Source organism: Saccharothrix syringae (genome assembly GCF_009498035.1).
GTDB classification, from domain to species: Bacteria; Actinomycetota; Actinomycetes; order Mycobacteriales; family Pseudonocardiaceae; genus Actinosynnema; species Actinosynnema syringae.
Window position 1 is genome coordinate 4,140,195 of the sequence record NZ_CP034550.1, and the last position, 18,350, is coordinate 4,158,544.

The 18,350-nt window shown below is 74.3% G+C and carries 17 protein-coding genes; 4 read left to right on the top strand and 13 right to left on the bottom strand.

From position 1 onward, the window contains the following. Nucleotides 1-101 precede the first annotated feature (101 nt). The gene (locus EKG83_RS18200; RefSeq protein WP_033434114.1) at nucleotides 102-2,828 is read left to right on the top strand and encodes an ATP-binding protein; all 2,727 of its coding nucleotides are present in this window, start codon (nucleotides 102-104) and stop codon (nucleotides 2,826-2,828) included. A 135-nt stretch (nucleotides 2,829-2,963) separates the two neighbouring features. After that, nucleotides 2,964-3,383: a DUF2000 domain-containing protein gene (locus tag EKG83_RS18205; RefSeq protein WP_033434115.1), complete on the top strand. Its 420-nt coding sequence runs from the start codon at nucleotides 2,964-2,966 to the stop codon at nucleotides 3,381-3,383. 40 nt (nucleotides 3,384-3,423) lie between these two features. Here EKG83_RS18205 and EKG83_RS18210 read toward each other — a convergent pair whose 3' ends face one another. Genes EKG83_RS18210 through EKG83_RS18245 form a run of 8 tightly spaced genes read right to left on the bottom strand, consistent with a single transcriptional unit; the run spans nucleotide 3,424 to nucleotide 10,878 of the window. Next, entirely contained in the window at nucleotides 3,424-4,491 is a 1,068-nt protein-coding gene (locus EKG83_RS18210) for a histidinol-phosphate transaminase (protein WP_033434116.1), read from the bottom strand. After that, a complete protein-coding gene (locus EKG83_RS18215; protein ID WP_033434117.1) occupies nucleotides 4,488-5,456 on the bottom strand; it encodes an ornithine cyclodeaminase family protein in 969 nt (322 codons plus the stop codon). The genes EKG83_RS18210 and EKG83_RS18215 overlap by 4 nt, the downstream gene beginning before the upstream one ends. A gap of 10 nt (nucleotides 5,457-5,466) precedes the next feature. Beyond that, the gene (locus EKG83_RS47920; RefSeq protein ID WP_051766643.1) at nucleotides 5,467-6,072 is read right to left on the bottom strand and encodes a type 2 periplasmic-binding domain-containing protein; all 606 of its coding nucleotides are present in this window, start codon (nucleotides 6,070-6,072) and stop codon (nucleotides 5,467-5,469) included. A gap of 13 nt (nucleotides 6,073-6,085) precedes the next feature. After that, nucleotides 6,086-7,069 carry a branched-chain amino acid transaminase gene (locus EKG83_RS18225; RefSeq protein ID WP_033434118.1) on the bottom strand — a complete coding sequence of 328 codons (984 nt, stop codon included), beginning with the start codon at nucleotides 7,067-7,069 and terminating at the stop codon, nucleotides 6,086-6,088. Between the two features lies 1 nt (nucleotide 7,070). Continuing rightward, entirely contained in the window at nucleotides 7,071-8,483 is a 1,413-nt protein-coding gene (locus tag EKG83_RS18230; protein WP_033434119.1) for a phenylacetate--CoA ligase family protein, read from the bottom strand. A 19-nt stretch (nucleotides 8,484-8,502) separates the two neighbouring features. Beyond that, entirely contained in the window at nucleotides 8,503-8,844 is a 342-nt protein-coding gene (locus tag EKG83_RS18235; protein WP_051766644.1) for a Dabb family protein, read from the bottom strand. Beyond that, nucleotides 8,841-9,962: an MqnA/MqnD/SBP family protein gene (locus tag EKG83_RS18240; protein ID WP_211269217.1), complete on the bottom strand. Its 1,122-nt coding sequence runs from the start codon at nucleotides 9,960-9,962 to the stop codon at nucleotides 8,841-8,843. The genes EKG83_RS18235 and EKG83_RS18240 overlap by 4 nt, the downstream gene beginning before the upstream one ends. Nucleotides 9,963-9,996: 34 nt before the next feature. Continuing rightward, nucleotides 9,997-10,878, bottom strand: coding sequence for a phenylalanine 4-monooxygenase (locus tag EKG83_RS18245; RefSeq protein ID WP_033434189.1), 882 nt, complete (start codon nucleotides 10,876-10,878; stop codon nucleotides 9,997-9,999). A gap of 268 nt (nucleotides 10,879-11,146) precedes the next feature. Here EKG83_RS18245 and EKG83_RS18250 point away from each other — a divergent pair, with 268 nt between their 5' ends. Beyond that, nucleotides 11,147-11,776: a LysE family translocator gene (locus EKG83_RS18250; RefSeq protein ID WP_033434120.1), complete on the top strand. Its 630-nt coding sequence runs from the start codon at nucleotides 11,147-11,149 to the stop codon at nucleotides 11,774-11,776. On the opposite strand, the gene EKG83_RS18255 is transcribed toward EKG83_RS18250, so the two are convergent. The 5 genes from EKG83_RS18255 to EKG83_RS18275 all read right to left on the bottom strand — a co-directional run bounded on the left by EKG83_RS18255 (nucleotide 11,763) and on the right by EKG83_RS18275 (nucleotide 16,731). Then, on the bottom strand, nucleotides 11,763-12,413 hold the full coding sequence (locus EKG83_RS18255) for a response regulator (protein WP_153278199.1): 651 nt from the start codon (nucleotides 12,411-12,413) through the stop codon (nucleotides 11,763-11,765). The genes EKG83_RS18250 and EKG83_RS18255 overlap by 14 nt on opposite strands. A 1,097-nt stretch (nucleotides 12,414-13,510) precedes the next feature. Next, on the bottom strand, nucleotides 13,511-14,263 hold the full coding sequence (locus EKG83_RS18260) for a phosphoribosyltransferase (protein WP_211269218.1): 753 nt from the start codon (nucleotides 14,261-14,263) through the stop codon (nucleotides 13,511-13,513). A gap of 25 nt (nucleotides 14,264-14,288) precedes the next feature. After that, nucleotides 14,289-15,824: an erythromycin esterase family protein gene (locus EKG83_RS18265; protein ID WP_051766647.1), complete on the bottom strand. Its 1,536-nt coding sequence runs from the start codon at nucleotides 15,822-15,824 to the stop codon at nucleotides 14,289-14,291. A 79-nt stretch (nucleotides 15,825-15,903) separates the two neighbouring features. Further along, nucleotides 15,904-16,092, bottom strand: coding sequence for a hypothetical protein (locus tag EKG83_RS18270; protein ID WP_033434121.1), 189 nt, complete (start codon nucleotides 16,090-16,092; stop codon nucleotides 15,904-15,906). A gap of 63 nt (nucleotides 16,093-16,155) precedes the next feature. Next, nucleotides 16,156-16,731: an iron transporter gene (locus EKG83_RS18275; protein ID WP_033434122.1), complete on the bottom strand. Its 576-nt coding sequence runs from the start codon at nucleotides 16,729-16,731 to the stop codon at nucleotides 16,156-16,158. A gap of 195 nt (nucleotides 16,732-16,926) precedes the next feature. On the opposite strand from EKG83_RS18275, the gene EKG83_RS18280 reads away from it, so the two are divergent. Beyond that, on the top strand, nucleotides 16,927-18,150 hold the full coding sequence (locus EKG83_RS18280; protein ID WP_228122668.1) for a sugar ABC transporter substrate-binding protein: 1,224 nt from the start codon (nucleotides 16,927-16,929) through the stop codon (nucleotides 18,148-18,150). The last annotated feature ends 200 nt before the right edge of the window (nucleotides 18,151-18,350 follow it).

An 18,350-nucleotide genomic window follows, 5' to 3' on the forward strand; every position in this document is an offset into this window, starting at 1 on the left:
GTGAGCGGCTGCGCGGTGAGAACGGCGAACCGCCCGTAACACCCGCACACCCCACCGCGATCGGGTTCTCATACGTGCCGCAATCGCCCCCGGAGGCCCGCATGGTGCGTTCGGGACAGGCGGTGCACCGCACGATCGTCGTGGTCGACGTGGCGGGTTTCGGCGATCCGCGGCGGACGCTGCCGCACCAGCTGGGCACCCGCACGGGGCTGTACCGGGTCGTCGCCGACGCCCTCGCGGCAGCCGACGTGCCGTGGGGTTCGTGCTACCACGAGGACCGCGGTGACGGCCTGTTCGTGCTCGTACCGCCCGAGTACGCCAAGGCGCCCCTGGTGGAGGTGGTGCCGGTGGCGTTGGCGCGGGCGCTGCGCGACCACAACGACGCCGGTCCGCCGGAACAACGGGTCCGGCTGCGGGTGGCCGTGCACGCGGGCGAGGTCGCCTTCGACGACCACGGGGTCACCTCCACCGCGCTGACCACCGCGTTCCGGCTGCTGGACGCGCCGGCGCTGAAGAAGGCCCTCGGGGACTCGCCCGGGCTGGTCGCGCTGATCGTGTCCCGCTGGGTCTTCGAGGAGGTGGTGCGCCACTCCGCGGTGCTCGACCCCGGCACGTTCCGGGCGGCGCAGGTGGAGGTGAAGGAGGTCCGGGACACCGCCTGGATCGCCTTGCCCGACCACCCCTACCCGGTCGAGTCCACCTCACCCACCACCAACAACACCGGCGCCCCGCCCGCCACCGCCATCGGCGCTCCGCTCGCCGCCACCGCCACCGCTGCCGGCGCCATCGCCCCGCCCGCCATCGCCCCGTCCGCCGCCGCCCCGTCCGCCACCGCCTCACCCCCCACACCACCTCGACAACTCCCGGCAGCCCCGGCCCCCTTCGTCGGCCGAGAAGACGAGCTATCGACCCTGGACCAAGCCCTGACCGGCACCAACTCCGCGATCTTCATCTCCGCGATCGGCGGCGCCGGCGGCATCGGCAAGACCTGGCTCGCCCTGCACTGGGCCCACCGCCACGCCGACCGCTTCCCCGACGGCCAGCTGTTCGTCGACCTGCGCGGCTTCAGCCCCGACAGCGGCCCCCTCGCCCCCACCACAGCCCTGCGCAACTTCCTCCACGCCCTCGGCGTCGACCGCATCCCCACCACCCCCGACGCCCAAGCCGCCCTGTACCGCAGCACCGTCGCCGGCAAGCGCCTGCTGGTCGTGCTGGACAACGCCGCCACCGCCGACCAGGTCGTCCCGCTGCTGCCCGGCACCCCCACCTGCACCGTCCTGATCACCGGTCGCCGCAGGCTGGCCGCCCTGGTGGACCGGTACGCGGCCCGCCACCTGCGCCTGGGCACCCCCACCCCCGCCGAGGCCCGCGCCCTGCTGGCCGGGCGCCTCGGCGCCGAGCGGGTCGACGCCGAACCCGACGCCGTCGACGAGCTGGTCGAGCTGTGCGGGTGCTACCCGCTCGCCCTGGCCGTCGCGGCGCGCCACGCCGCCACCCGCCCCATCGCCGAACTGGTCGCCGAGCTGCGGGAACCGGGCCTGGACGTGCTCGACGACGACCCGTCCACCAGCCTGCCCGCCGTGCTGTCGCTGTCCCTGCGCGACCTGACCGCCGACCAGCGGACCGCGTTCGCGCTGCTGGCCATCGCCCCCGGCCCCGACACGGGCCTGCCCGCCGCCGCCGCCCTGACCGGCACGTCCCCGGCGCGGACCCGCCGGACGCTCCGCGCCCTGGAGGACGCCTGCCTGGTCGACCGGCACGCGAACGGCCGCCACGCCATGCACGACCTCGTCCGCGCCTACGCCGCCACCCTCGCGGACGAGCTGCCCGAACCGGTGCGGCACGCGGCGCTGGACCGGGTCGTCGACTTCTACCTGCACACCGCCCACGCGGCCGCCCGCGTGCTGGAGCCCCAGCGCCGGCCGATCGAGTTGGCGCCGCCCACCCCCGGCACGACACCCCTCCCGCTGCCCGCCGACCCGGACGCGCTGGCCTGGCTGGACGCCGAGCACGCGCACGTGCTGGCCGCCCAGCGGGTCGCGGCCGCCCGGCACCGGCACCACGCCGCGTGGCAGTTCGCCTGGGCCCTGACCACCTTCCACGACCGCCGGGGGCACCGCCACGCCGAGCTGGCCGCGTGGCGGGCCGCGCTCGCGGCGACCGACCACCTGCCCGACCCGACCACCCGCGCCCGCACCCACCGGCACCTGGGCACCGCCCACGCCGACCTGGGCCGGCACGAGGAGGCGATCCGGCACCTGCACCACGCCCTCGCGCTGGCCGAGGAGCACGACGACACCACCCAGCAGGCCCACACCCACCAGGACCTCGCGGTGGCCCACGAGCGGCAGGGGGACGACCGGCGGGCGCTGGTCCACGCCGAACGCGCCCTGGACCACTACCGCACCCTCGACGAGCCGCTGTGGGAGGCCAACGCGCTCAACCAGGTGGGCTGGTACGCCGCCCGCCTGGGCGACCACGACACCGCCCGCGACCGCTGCCTGGCCGCCCTGGCCCTGTTCCGGCGCCACCACCACGCGGTCGGCGAGGCGCACACCCTGGACAGCCTCGGCTACGTCGAGCACCGCACCGGGCACCACGAGCGGGCCGTGGGGCACTACCGGCACGCGCTCGCCCTGTTCCGCGACCTGGGCATCAGCACCGCGATCGCCGACACCCTGGACAACATCGGCCACCCCCACCTCGCCCTCGGCCGGCCCGACCTGGCCCGCGCCGCGTGGCGGGAGGCCGGGGAGCTGTACCGGGAGCAGGGCCGCGACCGCGACACCGAGCGGGTGCGGCGGCAGCTCGACGACCTGAACCGCTGAGACGACCGAACGGCGGGGACGACCGAACGGCGGGGACGACCCGAACCGCCGGGACGACCCGAACCGCCGAACGGGCCCCGAAGGCCCGGCCGCCCACCGCGGCTCGGTCAAGATCGTCATTGGTACGGTGCCACCATGGTGGTCAACGCACCCGACAAATGTGTGATCGTCGTCGACGGCGACCTGCCGGTGGGGCTGGCGCTCAACACCGCGGCGATCCTCTCGCTCACCATCGGGCGCCACGTCGACGGCGTGCTGGGGGACGACGTGAAGGACGCCGACGGGTTCGCGCACCGCGGCATCACCAGCCTGCCCGTGCCGATCCTGCGCGGGGACGCGGCGGCGCTGGCGGCGCTGGTGGTGAAGGCGGCGGCGGTGCCGGAGGTGTTCGTCGTGGACTTCACCCGCACCGCGCAGACCTCGCGCACCTACGACGAGTACATCTCGCGCATGGCCGAGATCGGCACCGGCGATCTGCCTTACGTGGGCGTGGGCATCGCCGGGCCGAAGAAGCCCGTCGACAGGCTCGTGGGCAACTTCGCCCTGTACCGCTGAGGAAGACGGGGGGTGGCGGAACCACCCCCCGTCCCGGCGCTCAGGCCCGCACCAGGGCGTCCTCCAGCGCGGTGACCACGCGGGCGTTGGCCTCGGGGGTGCCGACGGTGAGCCGGATGCCCTCGCCGGGGTAGAGGCGGGCCATCAGGCCGGCCGCCTCCAGGGTCGCCGCCACGTGCCCGGCCCGCTGCCCCAGCGGCAGCCACAGGAAGTTGGTCTCGCTGGGCAGCACCGCGATCCCGCGCCCGACCAGCGCCTCCCGCAGCGCGTCCCGGTCGCGGACGATGCCGTCGACGCGGGCGAACAGCTCGTCCTCCACCCGCAGCGACGCCAGCGCCGCGCGCACCGCGATCCCGTTGACCCCGCACGGCACCGCGCACTTGCGCAGCGCCGCGCTGAGCACCGGGTGCGCCACGCCGTAGCCGACGCGCAGCCCCGCCAGCCCGTACGCCTTGGAGAACGTCCGCAGCACCAGCACGTTCGGGTGGCGGCGGTACAGCTCGACGCCGTCCACCGCGCCCGGCCCGCGGGAGAACTCCCGGTAAGCCTCGTCCAGCACCACCAGCACCGACGGCGGCACGGCCGCCAGGAACGCCTCCACGTCGGCCTGCCGCACGGCCGTGCCGGTGGGGTTGTTGGGGTCGCACAGGAACACCGCGCGGGTGCGCGGCGACACCCGCGCCGCCATCGCCTCCAGGTCGTGCACGCCGTCGCGCAGCGGCACCTCGACCGCCCGCGCCGCGGCGATCCGCGCCACGATCGGGTAAGCCTCGAACGACGGCCACGCGTACACGACCTCGTCGCCGGGGTCGAGCATCGCCTGGGCGATCTGCTGGTAGATCCCCACCGTGCCCGGCCCGGTGACCACGTCGGACTCGGGCACGCCCAGGCGCTGCGCCAGCGCGGCCACCAGGTCGCCCGGCATGATCTCCGGGTAGTGGTGGGCCACCAGCGCCGCCCGCGACACCTCCTCCAGCACCGAGGGCAGCGGCGGGTACGGGTTCTCGTTGAGGAACAGCCGGTGCGACGTGCCGTCCGCCCGCGCCACGGGCGGTTTGGGCACGTACAGCGGCACCGTGTCCAGCACGGGGCGCGGTGCGGGGATCATGCCGTCCTCTCCTCCAGTGCGGCGCGGGCCACGTAGAAGCCCGACATGGTGTCCTGCACGGCCAGGCCGAGGGACTTGTAGAGGGTGGTCTCGTCGGCCGAGCCGCGGCCGGGGTGGCGGCCCAGCAGCACCTCGCCCAGCTCCGCCCGCACGTGGTCCGGCCCGATCAGGCCCTCGGCCAGCGGCGCGCGCAGGTCGCCGGACTCCGCGGCCGCCGACTCGCGGCTGTCCACGAACACGGCCGCCTCCGCCACCACCCGCGACGCCAGCTCGCGCGCGTCGGCGAACGAACCGCCGACCACGTTGAGGTGCGCGCCCCGCGCGACCCAGCCCGGTTCGACGATCGGCTCCTTGCTCGCCGTGGTCGTGCAGACCAGGTCGGCGCCGGCCAGGGCGGAGCGCACGTCCGGCGCCACCTCGACGTCGACGTCCAGCTCGCGCGCGGCCCACGCCCGGTAGTCGGCGGCGTGCTCGGGCGTCCGGCTCCACACCCGGACCCGTCGCAGCTTGCGCACCACCGCCATGGCCCGCAGGTGGCTGCGCCCCTGCACGCCGGAGCCCAGCACGGCCAGGTCGCCCGCGTCCACCGGCGCGAGGGCGTCGGTGGCCACCGCGGAGACCGCGGCGGTGCGGGTGGCGGTGATCGCGCCCGCGTCCATCACGGCCAGCGGCCGCCCGGTGTCGGGGTCGAACACCATGACCACGCCGATGTGCAGGTCCAGCCCGCGCGCCGGGTTCTCCGGCTTGAGGACCATCGCCTTGAGCCCGAAACCCGCGTCGCCGCCGCCCGCGACGTGGCACGGCATGGTGCCCAGCAGCCCGGTCTCGGTGGGCGGGCGCAGGATCGTGCGCAGCGGCTGGGTGACCTGGCCCGCGCTGTAGCGGCGCATGGCCTCGGCCATGACGTCGATGGCCGCCTCCACCGGGTAGAGCCGGTGGACCTCGTGCTCGTCGAGGAAGAGCATGTGCCTCCGATCAGGCCGGCGCGGCCGTGAACACCGACCACAGCATCCGGATGGTGCGGGTGCGGGAGATGAACTCCAGGTCGTAGGCCGCGGCCGAGGGCTGGGTGGTCAGCGCCAGGTCGACCTCGCCGTCGCGGACCGCGATCGCGGCGGCGCTGGTCGAGGTGACCTTGACGGTCTCGTGGGCGGTGAAGCGGTCCGGCAGCAGCTGCGCCACCAGCGGCAGGGGAGCCGGGTGGCTGGCGATGCGCGGCCTGGGCGGCACCGCCGCGCCGCGCCGCCGGGCGATGCCGTACATCGGCGTGTCCCGGATGAACGCGCCGGCCAGCGCCAGCCGGGTGTCCATGTAGAAGTCGCTGACGTTGGCGTACGCGCTGGCGACCACCACGTGGCTCACCGCGCCGGAGCGCAGCGCGTCGCCAGCCTCCTCGTAGGTGTCGAACAGCCGCACGTCGGGCGCGCCGACGCCGGCGAAGGTGTGCCAGACGTGCCGCGCGGCCTGTTCGCTGCTCGTGCCCGCCGGGCCCAGGGTGCCCACCGACCGCACCGGCACGTCGCGGCCCGCCAGCACGGACAGCCGCGGTTCGGCCAGCAGCAGGGGTTCCGCCAGTGACATCTCGCTCTCTCCCTCACGCGTTCGGGGGCACGGGCACGCGGGTGAGCCAGTGCTCGCGCCGTTCGTCGCCGCCGCGCACCAGGTCTTGGTAGCGGCGGCGCAGTTCGGTGGTGACCGGGCCGGGTTCGCCGCGGCCGATCGCGCGACCGGCCAGCTCGACCACGGGCGTGATGCCCAGGCCGGTGCCGGTCAGGAAGACCTCGTCGGCCAGCAGCAGGTCGGCCGGCTGGAGGTCGCGCTCGACGGGGGCCAGGCCCAGGTCCACGGCCAGCTCCCGCGCGGTGTCGCGGGTGATGCCCTCCAGGATGTCGGCGCCCGGCGGCGGGGTCAGCACCTCGTCGCCGCGCACCGCGAACACGTTGGCCGTGCTCGCCTCGGCGACCGAACCCCGCTCGTTGAGCAGGATCGCGTCGTCGTAGCCGGCCGCGCGGGCCTCGTCCACGGCCAGCGCGTTGTTCAGGTAGGCGCCGGTCGCCTTGGCCCGCACCGGGACCGACCGGGCGGGCGGGCGCGTCCACGAGCTGAACGCGCACCGCACCCCGCCCGCGGGCGAGTAGTCGCCCAGGGCGAACGCGATGACCGACAGCCCGTCGGAGTTGCCGCGCAGCGACACCCCCGGCGGGGTGCCGGGCAGCAGCCGGTACTTGTAGGCCAGCGGCCGGATGTAGGTGTCCTGCGCCGAACCGTTGCGGGACAACAGCTCCACCACGATCGAGGCCAGCTCGTCCACGCCGTGCGGCAGGTCGATGCGCAGCAGCCGGCACGACCGCTCGAACCGCGCGAGGTGGTCGTGCAGCCGGAACACCGCCAGCTCGGCGCGGCCGGGCACGACGTGCGCCCGGATGCCCTCGAACACGCCCGTGCCGTAGTGCAGGCCCTGCGTGGTGACCGGCAGGGTGGCCTCGGCCACCGGCACGAACCCGTCCAGGTGGTAGGCCCACGCCGCGGTGGCCGGTCGCCCGGTGGCGCGCCGGGGGCTGGAGACGCCGGCGGTCACGTCACGACCTCGCCGAGGCCAGGGCGCGGGCCGCCGCGGTCTCGGCGTCCACCTCCGACCGGTTGTCCACCACGCGCGCGGCCTTCCAGCTGACCATGGCGCCGGTGGAGGTGATGCTGCCGAACCGGTCGTGGTCGACGCCGACCTCCACGCCGAGCACGTCCCGGCAGTGGTCCCGGATCGCCGGGTCCACCCGCGGCGGCTCGTCGTCCGCGGCCTCCAGCTTGAGCACCAGCCGGTCGGCGCCGTCGGCGCCGGTGTCGATGACCACCTGGTAGTCCAGGTAGCCGCGGACGTGGCCGAGCAGCAGGTTCTCCAGGTCGTAGCCGCTGATCCGGCGGCCGCCCACGACCAGCTCGTCGCGGGTGCGGCCCAGCACCTCCAGCCGGTCGGCGGGCAGCGAGGCCGCCGCGTCGCCGGGCGTCAGCCGCACCAGGTCGCCGGTGCGGTAGCGCACCAGCGGCTTCGCGCCCCGGTAGAGCGCGGTGACGACCAGCTCGCCGGTCCGCACCCCGCCGGCCGGCGCCACCGGGTCGCCGGTGGTGGGGTCGACGACCTCGTAGAAGTTGATCAGCGGCGCGGTGTAGAGGCCGCCGTCCTCGCCCGCCGCGCCCAGCACGGACGCCTCCTGCGAGGCGTACAGGGCGTTGTAGGCGCGGGCGCCCCACAGCTCGCCGATGTTGGCCAGCAGCTCCGGCGAGGCCAGTTCGCCGGTCAGCATCAGCACCCGCACCCGCAGGTCGCGCCGCGGGTCCAGGCCCGCCGCGCGCACCCGCTTGGCCAGCGTCAACGCCATGCCCGGGGTGCAGAACAGGCCGGTGACGCCCAGTTCGCGCAGCACCGCGACGGCCCGGTCGAAGCCGACCATGGGCGAGTGCGGCCACATCTTGGCCACCGCCAGGCCGAGGTTGCGGCACACGTCGCCGAACGTGTCGCCGAACGCGTGCAGCTCCGTGGGGCCGGACACGCCGATGACCTGGTCGTCGCCGTGGTGCCGGAAGATCGTGTCGTAGTGCACGGTGAGCACGGTGTTGTTGGCCAGCGAGTCCACGTTGTCGCGCGGGCACGGCGTGGAGGCGCCCGTGGTGCCCGTGGTCTCGTAGAAGATCCACGCCTTGGACAGCGGGCGCGACAGGATGTCGTACCGCGCGGACCGCAGGTCGTCCTTGGTGGTGAACGGCACCGAGGTCCACGCCGCGCCGGTCGACGACGTGATCGCCGCCGGGTCCACGTGCGCCAGGTGCCGCCGGTAGAAGGGCGAGTTCGCCCGCGTGTACTCCACCGCGGACCGCAGGTTGGCGACCCGGTGGGCCTCCAGGCGGTCCGCGCCCCACCCGCCGGCGGCGAACTCCCGGTGGTCGTCGCGGAAGCGCCGGGCGACCTCGGCCAGTTCCTCGTTGAAGATGGTGAACATCGGAATGCGGCTCCCGGGGTCAGCTCGCTGCGGGTACGGGCACGTCGTTGGTCACCACGGTCGCGTCCTGCTCGACGACGTCCGCGACGACCCAGTCGCTGATCTCCCGCCACCGGGCGATGGCGTCCTGGTGGAACGGGTGCGTCATGTAGCGCCCCAGCGCGTCCTCGTCGGCCAGCAGGCCGATGACGACGAAGTCGTAGGCCACGGGCCGGTCGGAGACGTTGCGCCCCGCGTACCAGTGGGCCAGGTCCGGCACCTCGTCACCGACCCGGCGCGCCACCGCCTCCGCGGCCAGCACGGCGTCGTCGTCCCACGACACCCCGGGCTTGAACTTGAACAGCACGATGTGCCGGATCATGCGTCTCCTCCGAAGAAGGTGATGTCGGCGTCCTCGGCCACGTCGCCGTGCCGCGCGGCGAGCTTGGCGAAGTGCCGGATGCCCGCGACCTGCCGCTCGCCCAGCGAGTGGTCGAGCACGCCCAGGTAGCGGGCCAGCTCGTCGCGGTCGAACAGGCCGTCGCCCGCGGGCGACCCGGCGACCTCGGCGAGGTGCCGGCCACCGCGACCGGCGGCGTCGAGCAGGGTGGCGTGCGCGGCCCGCACGTCGTCGGGGCGCCGCGCCGCCGTGGTCCGGCGCACCGCCCACACCGCGAACACCATGGGCAGCCCCGTCCACTCCCGCCACAGCGCGCCCAGGTCGTGCACGCGCAGGCCCGGTCGCGGGTGCAGGGTCTCGGCCAGCGCCGCGTCGCCGATCAGCACCGCGCCGCCCGCCTGCCGCAGCATGTCGGCCAGCACCGGCGGCTCCACCCGGTACTCGGCCTCGACCCCGACCCACTCGGTCAGCAGCACCTTGGCCAGCAGGGCCGCGGTGCGGCTGCTGGAGCCCAGCGCGACCCGGCCGCCCGCCAACCCGGCCAGCGGGCCGCGGGTGAACAGCTGGCACGACATGACCGGCCCGTCGCTGCCGATCGCCAGGCCGGGCAGGGCCAGCAGCTCCCGGTGGTGCCGCAGGTACTCGACGAGGCTGATCGGCGCCACGTCGACCTCACCGGCCAGCAGCGCGGCGGCCACCGCCTCGGGCGTGCCGGTCACGGGCTCGGGCGAGCCGGTGGCCGCCAGGCCCCAGCGCACCGCGGCGCAGTTGGCGAAGGAGAACACGCCCAGCCGCAGCGGCCTGGTCGCGGACTCGGCCTCCACCTCGGGCCGCTCGCGCTCGGCGCCCAGCCTGCCCCGGCAGATCTCCAGCACCGTCGAGCTGAGCACCGCGCCCGCGCTGCCGAACGCGCTGCGGTAGCGGCGGAAGATCTCCCGCTCCCGCGCCATGTCCGTGCGCACCCCGCCGTTGGCCAGCCGGTCGCGCTGGATGCCCGCGGAGATGCGCCGCCGCTCGTGCAGCAGCGCGATCAGCTGCGTGTCGAGGTCGTCGATCCGGCTCCGCGCTGGTGTGGTGCCCGGTTCCGTCCCTACGGACACTGAAAACCCCCAGTAAAGTCGGTGCGGTCTTTTTTCAGAACGAGACGCCGATGCGGTCGGGGTCCTCGTCGTCCACGGTCCGCAGGAATTCCGAGAAGAACTCGTGGACGTGGTCGATGGACCGCCCCGCGAACAACACGTGCTGGTAGTCCGTGATGTCGTACTCGGTGGTCGCCATGCCTTTCAGGTCCAGCGGCCGGATGTCCGCCTCGCGGAAGCGCTCCAGTTCGCCGAACGAGGACAGCAGGCCCGCGCCGTACGCGCGGAACTGGCCGCCCTCCTCGATGACGCCGTACTCCAGGGTGAACCAGAAGATGCGCGAGATCAGCTCGATCGTGCGCGGTTCGGCGACCCGCCGCACGGCCTCGCCGGTCAGCCGGTACAGCTCGGCGACCTTGGGGTTGCCCAGCGCGGGCGCGTGCCCGACCAGCTCGTGCACCACGTCCGCCTCGGGCGAGAACAGCGGCTGCGAGTGGTGCCGGATGAACTGCGCGGCGTAGAACCTCCGATCGGCCTGGACGCCGTAGAACTCCTCGATCGGCACGAAGCCGACCGCGGGCTGGAGGCCGAACCCGGTCATCGCGGTCAGGCGCTCGGTGACCTCGTTGAGCTGCGGCACCCGGTCCGCGGGCAGGGCCAGCTCGGCGGCCCACTTCACCACGTCGGTGGCCGCGTACTCGTCGTGCCGCTCGGCCAGCGACCGCTGGATCACCCGCCAGGTCTCGTGGTCCCGCTCGTGGTAGTCGATCTCGGGCGCGGGCGTGCCGTACACGTGCTGCGCGCCCAGGTGGGCGATGCGGTTGCGGCGCTCCGTGTAGTCCTCGTCGCCGTGCGCCGGGTGGTTCGCCGGGAACGCGTAGCGCGGATAACCCGATTCGTCGTAGGTCATCGGCGCGTACAGGGCGACGTCGTCCATGTGCTCCACCGGTTTTCCGCTAGGGGGCGCCCGGGTGCGTGTAAATCATTTGAACCGGGTACCCGGAATTCAACGACCAGGTCAACGTATGACCGGCCCAATTAGCCGTCAACGTCACCCGGCGGTCGTCACCGGGGTGGACCACCGGGGCCACCGGGGTGGCCCACTTGGTAAAGTTTCCAAAGTTTGGAAACTTTCCGATGTGCCCCGCTCGGGCACCGGTGCGCACTTCGCCGCGCGGCTATCGCCCTGCTGCTATCGTCGGGGCATGTTCGCGACGCTGATCGCATTCGCCGGCGTGTCGTTGCTGGCCACGCTGATCCCGGGACCGGACACGGCGGTGGTGATCAAGAACTCGCTGGGCCGCGGTCGCCGGTCGGCCATCGCCACCGCGGGCGGGTGCAGCACCGGCCAGGTCGGGTGGGGGCTCGCGTCGATCGCGGGCATCGCGGCGCTGCTGGCCACGTCCGTGGTCGCGTTCAGCATCATGAAGTGGGTCGGCGCGCTGTACCTGTGCTACATCGGCATCCGGTCGCTGATCAGCGCGGTCCGCTCGGGCGGCGCGGCGGAGGCGGCCGGGCCGCGGGCGGCCGCACCGGGCGGCGCGGCCGCGTCCTATCGCGACGGTCTGCTCACCAACGCGCTGAACCCCAAGACGGCGTTGTTCATGTCCGCGCTGCTGCCGCAGTTCACCGGACCCGGCGACCCGGCGTGGCTGCCGTTCGCGCTCGTGGCCGTGACCGCGGTGGTCAGCTTCGCCTGCATGGCCGCCTACGCGCTGGTGTTCGCCAAGATCGGGGACGTGCTGCGGCGCCCGGTCGTGCGGCGGACGGTCGACGGCGCCATGGGCGGCGTGCTGGTGAGCTTCGGCGTGGGGCTGGCGTTCAGCCAGGCATGAGCCGGGACGCCCAGCCGTAGAGGTGGCGCGGGCGGCCGGTCTTGCCGTACTGCACGGTCATCACGGCCGAGCCCCGGTCCACCAGCTGCTTGAGGTAGCGGCGACTGGCCACCGAGGACAGGTTGCACCGGCGGCCGACCTCGGTGGCCGACAGCGGGGCGGTGCTGTCGTGCAGCACCATCGCGACCAGGCCGAGCGTGGACGTGGCGGGCGGTCGGCGGTCGCCGGTCGGACCGGGGCCGTGCACCAGGAGGTTGACCTCCTCCTGGTCCAGCGGCGCGTCGGGTTCCTTGCGCCCGGCCAGGCGCCACCGGCCCAGCCACACGCCCAGCAGCTCGCGCAGCGTCCCCGGGTCGACCGGGGCGACCAGGCAGGAGAACACGCCCAGCCTGGCGATGGTCAGCACCACGTCCGGGCGCGGGCGCGTGACGACCAGGAGCGCGTCGCACTGGTGGCGGCCGTGCTCGCGCATCCGCCTCAGCGCGCCCAGCACCTGCTCCTCGTTGCCGGGGTCGCAGCACACCAGGGCGATGTCGGGGCGCAGCGCCTGCACCACGTCCGGCACGCCGGCGTCCGCCCGCACCACGCCGGCGATCTCCAGCTCGCCGAGGGACTGGACGGTCCACAGGACCGGCACGAGGTCGTCGGTATCGCCGACGGCCAGCACGCGGGCGCGGTTCCGCGTGGTGTTCGGGTGCGGGCCGGCGGGGGCCGCGGTGCCGGTCGCCGGGGTGCTGTTCGCCGGGTGATCGGAGCCGACGCGACGGGGGGCGGGGTGGACGGGGCCTGGGTGGACGGGGCCGGGGCGGACGGGGCCGGGGTGGACGGGATAACCGGTCACCGGTGTGCCGGGTCTGAGGTCGACCGCCACGGCGTGATCGGGTCCGGGGCTGCCGGACCTGGGGCCGCCCGATCTGGGGCCGCCGGGTCCGGGGCGGTCGGGTCCGGGGCGGTCGGGTCCGGGGCGGTCGGGTCCGGGGCGGTCGGTCACCGGGGTTGTGGAGCCGGGGTTGCCGGTCGCCGGGCCGGCGGCTATCGCGGTGCCGACCCCCAGGTCGGCGATCTTGCGGTTGGTCACTCCCAAGCTTTCGGCCACTGTCGTGTCCCCCAAGGACGACGGGTCGACTTGCGCGTGCCGGCCGTGCCGGCGTGCTCCGACACCGAGTGGCCGGCGGTTGCGCGGTCACCGTTTCATGGCCCCCCAGTTTCGAGCACTTTCACATTACTGCGGCTTCGCTGCCGTCTCCAGCGGCCGCCGCGCTGCGAGCATCCGAAGGAGGTGTCGGGAAAAACGCTCAAATGGCGTCATCCGGACCGGTTCACCGCTCCCGGGCCGGCCGCGGTCGTGGTAGGCGACGCCCCATCCGGCGTACGCACTGGTAGTCCGACTGACGTGGGGTGCGCGGACTGGCGCGCGACCTGGAGGGGCGGGCGCGGGATGGGCACGGTGTCCCGGATGGTGGGAACGGATCTCACGGTCGGTTGCCATTGCAGCCGCAAATAACGTCGATCGACCCCCCGAACGGCCGAATTATGACTTCGCACTGCTAAGGGCCGCCAGGTGGAATGGAATACTGTGAGATGAGTCACATTAGGGTGTGGACGCGGGTTCGAGCCATACCGAAATCCGGTGCGGTTAATAAGAAAAACCGAAGTCCGCACAAAACATCGCGGTGCGCCCATTAGAACTGCACCGGTTCAGGGCCGGTCGGTCGTGGTGTTCGGCTATCGGGATCACGGGCGGTGGAGCGCGCGGTTCACGTCGTCGTCGGAGAGCTGGTCGAAGTTCGCGTACCAGTGGCCGACCGCGCGGAAGTCGGCGGGGGAGTGCAGGCAGGCGACCGCGTCGGCGTCGGCCAGGTCCCGGGTGGCTCCCGGGGCGCAGACCGGCACGGCCAGCAGCAGCCGGCGCGGGTGCCGCTCGCGCAGCCACCGCAGCGCGGCCCGGGCGGTGATGCCGGTGGCCAGGCCGTCGTCGACCAGGACGACCAGGCGGTCGGTCGGGTCGGGAGGCGGCCGGTCGGGCCGGTAGCGCCGGATGCGGCGGCGGATCTCGGCCCGTTCGCGCTCGACGGCGTAGGCCAGGTCGGCTTCGGCCAGGTTCAGGCGGGTCAGGGCGTGCTGGTTGAACACCGGTCGGCCGTCCTCGGCCAGGGCGCCGATGCCGAATTCCGGGCGGCTGGGTGCGCCGATCTTGCGGGCGACGGTGACGTCCAGGTCGGCGCCGATGGCGGCGGCCACCTCCGCGGCCACGGGGACGCCGCCGCGCGGCAGGGCGAGCACCAGGGGGCGGTTGGTGCCGGTGGTGTGGAGGGCGGTGGTGCCGGTGGGCCGGGGGGTGCCGGTGGCGGGGTGGAGGCGGTCGACCGGCGGCGGGTGGGCGTCGGTGGTGGTCGGCGGGCGGTTGCCGGTGGAGAGCAGTCGGGCGACCTCCCCGGCGAGTGCGCGCCCCGCCTCGGCCCGGTCGGCGAACACCGTCCTCCTCACGGCGACCTCCTCGGCCGGTGCCGGCTCATGTCCCCGTCGGGTAGGTCTCGGGTTCGAGCACGTCCACCCGGCGCGTGTGCAGCGGGTGCAGCGCCCGGCTCTGGTCGACCCAGACGAAGGCGTCGTAGCGATCGCCCGCGGTGGTCGGGACGTAGTTGCCCCACCGCTCCCGCTCCGGGTGGTAGACCACGCCGATGGCGCGGTGGTCGAGCCGGTCGGTGAGCAGGTCCGGGCGGCCGGGCGCGGTGCGGCGGGGGAAGGTCAGCACCGCGCGTTCGGGGGCGGTGCGGTGCAGCACGTCCTCCAGCGAACCCGGTCGGGCCGGCGGGACCGGCAGCTCGCGCGTCGGCGCGCCCCAGGAGCCGGCGGCGACCACGGTGCCGTGGTGGGTGCCGAAACCGACCAGCACGACCTGGTCGTCGCCGTACCGCTCGCGGGCGAGCTGGCCGGTGTTGACCTCGCCCCGGTCGGCCATGGTGGTGGCGCGGGCGTCGCCCACGTGGGTGTTGTGGGCCCAGACCACGGCCTTGGCGCCGGGGCCGTAGTGGGCCAGCAGCCGGGCGAGGGTGTCGTCCATGTGGCGGTCGCGGACGTTCCACGACTCCCGGCCGCCGGCGACCATCGCCCGGTAGTAGCGCTCGGCCCCGGCGACGACCTCGGCGTTCTGCCACGCGCCGAAGGCGCTGCCACGGGCGCTGTCGTGGGCGCTGCCACGGGTGCTGCCACGGGCGCTGCCACGGGCGCTGTCGTGGGCGCTGTCGTGGGCGCTGCCACGGGCGCTGCCACGGGCGCTGTCGTGGGCGCCCCCACGGGTGCTGTCGTGGGCGCTGCCAGGGCCGCTGTCGCGGACGCCCCGCCCGCCCCCGGGCCACTCGCCCGGGGGCAGCCCACCTCCGGTCGTGCCCTGCCCGCCGCCCCGCTCACCCGAGGCCCACCCGGCGGCCGCCCGTTCCCGCAGCCGCACCAGCAGGTCGACCACCTGGTCCTCGCAGCTCGTGGGCACGAACCGGGTCGCCTGGGCGTACTCCCGCGCGCTCTCGCCGTACGGCTCGAAGCACCGGTACGCGGCCAGTGCGGTGGGCACCTCCGCCGGGTCGTGCTCCCGCAGGTGCACCAGGATCTCGCGCAGCGATGCCCACAGCGAGTACACGTCCAGTCCGTGAAAACCCACTCGTTCGTGGACATCTCGGGCGGCGTTGTGCACGCGCAGCCACCGGCAGAAGTCGACGACCTCCTCGTTGGCCCACATCCACGTCGGCCAGCGCTCGAACGCCACCAGCGCCGCCCGGGGGTCCTCCGCGTCCGGCGAGCACCGCACCGCGCGGTCCACCCGGTCGCAGTCGGGCCAGTCGCCCTCCACGGCCACGAACGAGAACCCCAGCTCGGCCACCAGCCGCCGGGTCAGCAGCGCCCGCCACCGGTAGAACTCGTGCGTGCCGTGGCTGGCCTCGCCCAGCATCACCACCCGAGCGTTCCCCGCGCGGTCGAGCAGTTCGTCGAAGTCGCCCGCGTCGGTCAGCGGCGTGGCCAGCGCGGCGACGTCGTCCCGGTAGCGCGTCATCCCCACCTCCCGACCGGTACCCGGCCCACGACCACGCCTACCCCCGCAGGCGCGCCGGAAACCCGTCGGAGCGGGGGGGCTAGCGGGTGGGGACGTCGGCCTGCCACCGGCAGGCCAGCACCACCAGCGGGACGCCGCACAGGGACAGCGCCACCGCCAGGACCATGCCCGTCGCACCGCCGTACAGGGGAGCCAGCCCGCCGAGCACGCCGGTCAACGCGGTCGCCACCACGGCCACCAGGAAACGCCTGCTGAAACGGTTCTTCATGCGCCCAGGGTCCTCGCGCGCGGCGGCCGGCGCGACCACCGAAAGGCGGCGCCCCGGCCGACTTCAGTCGCGGGGCCGGGCCTCCGGGCTGGGCTTGCGGCCGGGCGTGAACGGGACGGTCAGGAAGGCCACCTCGACCGGGTGCTCGTAGCGCTTGCCGTTGACCGGGTCGTGGCGCATGAACCCCGGCGGCTCGATGTGGACCTGCACGTCGTAGTCGCCCGCACCGGGCATCGTGAAGTTGGCCCCGTAGTGGTGCAGGAACGGGTGCCACAGGAACGGCAGGCGGGTGTCCAGCACGTCCTCGCCGTCCCGGGTGACGGTGACCGTCACGTCCAGCTCCGGCACGAACCGCCCGTCGGCCGCGTCGGCGACGGCGATCTCCAGGTGCCCGTTGGCGTCCTCGGGCGCCTCCTGCCAGACCAGGCGGCCGTCCCGGCGGGCGTACATGCCCTCGGCGTCCTCCTGCACCAGCGCGACCAGGAACTCGCCCGCCTGCTTCACCACCGCGCCGGACTCCTCGCGCATCGCCTCCAGGGCGCGGCGGTAGGCGGCCCCCTCGGCGCGGGCCACGTCGAGCTGACCGGGGTCGGCCTCGTTGCTCGCGGCCATCGGCGGGGTCGTGCCGGGTGTGCTCATCGCGCCCTCCTGAGCGTGCGTCCGAGCAGGTCGGCTACCCGCCCGGCGCCGTCCGATGTGCCGGGCCACCCCTTCGGGGGACGGGCCGGGGCGGGAGAACCGTCCACATCGGACCCGAGCGGGCCGGTGGCGGCAACCGGGGGACGGGGCCGCGTTCGTGGTTGACCGCGCCCGCCGGTGCGGGACCATCACCCCGTGCGCGGTGGTTCCCCGCCCGGCGCCCAGGGCCGCCCGGAGGGCGCCGCTCCCGGGCAGCGCGCGCACGCCTCGTCCGCGAGCACGGTCGTGCAGGCCGGGCGCGACGTCACGTTCACCGTCGAGCAGCACGTCCACCACCCGCCGCCGTCGTGGCCGAGGGGCCTCGGGACCACCGCCCTGGTCGTGCTCGGGGGCGGGGTGCTGGTCACGGGTGCCCTGGTGCTGCTGCGCGCGGGCGTGCTGACGAGGGCGGTGCCCGCGTGGACCGCGGTCGTCGCCGTCGCGCTGGGCGCCGCCCCGGCGCTCCTGCTCCGGCGCTCGCGGCGGGGGCGGCGCACCCGGCAGGTCTTCCTGATCACGTCGGCCTTCCGCCAGAAGTACTGGGTCGCCGACTTCCTGCAGCGCCTGCACGGCGTGCTCGACCGCAGCGGCGTCGACCTGGTGCTGAAAGTGCCCGCCCGGGACTACGACGCGGCGGCGCAGGCCCACCACCTGCGGCGGGTCCTGGCCTCGGCCGACCGCTACGCGGGCGGGTTCGTGGTGGCGACCGAGGTGCACCGCATGCAAGCGGACCTGGTGGAGTTCTGCGCCGAGCTGGGGCTGCCGGTGGTGTTCACCGACATCGAGCCGTTCGACGACGTCGACCGCTACCCCGACAACGCGGCCTTCGTCGGCTACCTCAGCCACGAGATCGGGGCGCTGGCCGGCCGCTGGCTGGTGTCCCGGTTGCAGCGCTGGGGGGTGGCGCGTCCGCACGTGCTGGTGGTGGCCAGCCGGGAGCACGCCGACCGGCAGGCGCGGTGCGCGGAGGTCGTGCGGGAGACCTGGCCCGACGCCCGCCTCGTCATCCAGGACGACTGCGCGTTCAGCCGGTCCCGCGCCTATGACGCCGTGCTGGCCGAGGTGCGCCGGGTCGCCGCGCGGGGCGATCGGCTGGACGCCGTGTTCTGCACGAACGACGAGATGGCGCTGGGCGCGGTCGACGCGCTGCGGGTGGCGAACTCGCCGGCCACCGGGGAGGCGGTCGTGATCGGCGTGGACGGGGTCCTCGAAGCCCGGGCCCTGATCGACGCCGGGACGAGCCCCCTGCGCGCCACCGTGGTGCAGGACTCGCACCGGCTCGCCGAGTCCGCCGCGCACGTCCTGGAGCGGATGTGCAAGGGCCGCGCGGTCGCCAGGCGGACCGTGCTGGAACCGGAGGTGCACGAGGCCGGGGCTTGACTACTCCTCGTGCACCCCTAGAAGTCGGCGGGAATAGTTCACCGGGTTACCCAATAAAGGTGTAGACCAGAGCCGCGACCTGCTGGGACGTGGTATGTCCCGACATCGCTGGTGATTCAGGCACATGAACCTCGCCGTAAAAGTTTCGGGTTCGAGTGGGCTGAATCAATTCGCCATTGACTCCGGCGATAAAGGTCTGC

Excerpts from the sequence above, each read along its gene's own strand:
- EKG83_RS18200 (WP_033434114.1), top strand. The coding sequence starts at position 102 with ATGGTGCGTTCGGGACAGGCGGTGCACCGCACGATCGTCGTGGTCGAC.
- EKG83_RS18205 (WP_033434115.1), top strand. The coding sequence starts at position 2,964 with ATGGTGGTCAACGCACCCGACAAATGTGTGATCGTCGTCGACGGCGAC.
- EKG83_RS18210 (WP_033434116.1), bottom strand. The coding sequence starts at position 4,491 with ATGATCCCCGCACCGCGCCCCGTGCTGGACACGGTGCCGCTGTACGTG.
- EKG83_RS18215 (WP_033434117.1), bottom strand. The coding sequence starts at position 5,456 with ATGCTCTTCCTCGACGAGCACGAGGTCCACCGGCTCTACCCGGTGGAG.
- EKG83_RS47920 (WP_051766643.1), bottom strand. The coding sequence starts at position 6,072 with ATGTCACTGGCGGAACCCCTGCTGCTGGCCGAACCGCGGCTGTCCGTG.
- EKG83_RS18230 (WP_033434119.1), bottom strand. The coding sequence starts at position 8,483 with ATGTTCACCATCTTCAACGAGGAACTGGCCGAGGTCGCCCGGCGCTTC.
- EKG83_RS18235 (WP_051766644.1), bottom strand. The coding sequence starts at position 8,844 with ATGATCCGGCACATCGTGCTGTTCAAGTTCAAGCCCGGGGTGTCGTGG.
- EKG83_RS18245 (WP_033434189.1), bottom strand. The coding sequence starts at position 10,878 with ATGGACGACGTCGCCCTGTACGCGCCGATGACCTACGACGAATCGGGT.
- EKG83_RS18250 (WP_033434120.1), top strand. The coding sequence starts at position 11,147 with ATGTTCGCGACGCTGATCGCATTCGCCGGCGTGTCGTTGCTGGCCACG.
- EKG83_RS18265 (WP_051766647.1), bottom strand. The coding sequence starts at position 15,824 with ATGACGCGCTACCGGGACGACGTCGCCGCGCTGGCCACGCCGCTGACC.
- EKG83_RS18270 (WP_033434121.1), bottom strand. The coding sequence starts at position 16,092 with ATGAAGAACCGTTTCAGCAGGCGTTTCCTGGTGGCCGTGGTGGCGACC.
- EKG83_RS18275 (WP_033434122.1), bottom strand. The coding sequence starts at position 16,731 with ATGAGCACACCCGGCACGACCCCGCCGATGGCCGCGAGCAACGAGGCC.